At 64.2% G+C, this 1,611-nt stretch carries 1 protein-coding gene; it reads right to left on the bottom strand.

Going from position 1 to position 1,611, the window contains the following annotated elements:
- Positions 1-15 precede the first annotated feature (15 nt).
- The coding region (locus CH271_RS12715; protein WP_218828497.1) for an acyl-CoA carboxylase subunit beta at positions 16-1,611 on the bottom strand (1,596 nt) is incomplete at its 5' end.

Here is a 1,611-nt window from a genome sequence, read left to right as displayed (position 1 = left end):
CATGATTCGCTTCGCTCATAGTGGGATGTTTCCGTGTTTCTTGGGTGGGAGGGTGACTTGTTTGCGTTCGAGCAGTCGTAGGGCGGTGACGATCTGGCCGCGGGTGTGGCTGGGGGGTATGACGGCGTCGAGGTAGCCGCGTTCGGCGGCGATGTAGGGGTTGACGAGGGTGTCTTCGTATTCCTGCTGCAGTGTCAGGCGGAGGGCGTCGACGTCTTCCCCGTTCTTCGCTGCCTCGAGCAGTTGTTTGCGGTAGACGAACCCGACAGCGCCGGAGGCTCCCATGACGGCGATCTGCGCGGTCGGCCAAGCGAGGTTCACGTCGGCTCCCATGTGCTTCGAGCCCATCACGTCGTACGCCCCGCCGTACGCCTTACGCGTGATGACGGTGATCTTCCCGACGGTCGCTTCGCCGTAGGCGTAGAGCAGTTTCGCGCCGCGTCGGATGATGCCGTTGTATTCCTGCCCGGTGCCGGGCAGGAACCCGGGCACATCGACCAACGTGATGATCGGGACGTTGAAGCAGTCGCAGGTCCGCACGAAGCGGGCTGCTTTCTCGGAGGCATCGATATCCAACGTTCCGGCGAATTGGGTGGGTTGGTTGGCGACGATCCCCACCGAGCGGCCGTCGATGCGCCCGAATCCGACGATGATGTTGCGGGCCCGGCCCTCCTGCACCTCCAAGAACTCGTCGTCGTCGAGGATCCGACGAATCACCTCGTGCATGTCGTACGGGGTGTTCGGTGAGTCGGGGATCAGGGTGTCGAGTTCGAGGTCCTCGGCGGTGAGCGAGTCGGCGATCGATCCGGTGATCGGGTCCGACGGTGCGGTGCGGGGGGCGTCGGCGCGATTGTTCGACGGCAGGTAGGACAGGAGGTCGCGGACGTAGTCGAGGGCGTCTTGTTCGCCGGAGGCGACGTAGTGCGCGACCCCGGATTTTTCCATGTGGGTGTGCGCGCCGCCGAGTTCTTCCATGGTGACGTTTTCGCCGGTGACGGTTTTGATGACGTCGGGTCCGGTGACGAACATCTGGCTCGTGCCGTCGACCATGACCACGAAGTCGGTCAGGGCCGGGGAGTAGACGTGCCCGCCGGCGGCGGGTCCCATGATCACCGAGATCTGTGGGATCACTCCGGAGGCGCGGACGTTGCGGTGGAAGATCTCGCCGTACAGTCCGAGGGAGACGACCCCTTCCTGGATGCGGGCTCCGGCACCTTCGTTGATGCCGACCAGGGGGCGTCCGGTCTTGACGGCCAGGTCCATGACCTTGACGATCTTCTCGCCGTAGATTTCACCCAACGAGCCTCCGAAGACGGTCGCGTCCTGGGAGAACACGCACACATCGCGGCCGTCGACGGTGCCGTAGCCGGTGACGACACCGTCACCGAAGGGTCGGTTGTCGGCCAACCCGAAGTTCTGGGAGCGGTGCCGGGCGAGGGCGTCGAGTTCGACGAACGAGCCCTCGTCGAGCAACGCGGTGATCCGCTCACGGGCGGTCAGCTTGCCTTTGGCGTGGACCTTGTCCACCGCCGCCTCACCGGAGGGAATCTCCGCAACCGCGAGACGTTTACGAAGATCGGCCAATTTACCCGCAGTCGTATGAATATCGGG

Origin of the sequence: Rhodococcus sp. 05-340-2 (genome assembly GCF_002258915.1) — a bacterium.
In the GTDB taxonomy this organism is placed as follows: Bacteria; Actinomycetota; Actinomycetes; order Mycobacteriales; family Mycobacteriaceae; genus Rhodococcoides.
The sequence above is the reverse complement of the archived record's forward strand: the minus strand, read 5'-3'. Positions and strand labels throughout refer to the sequence as shown.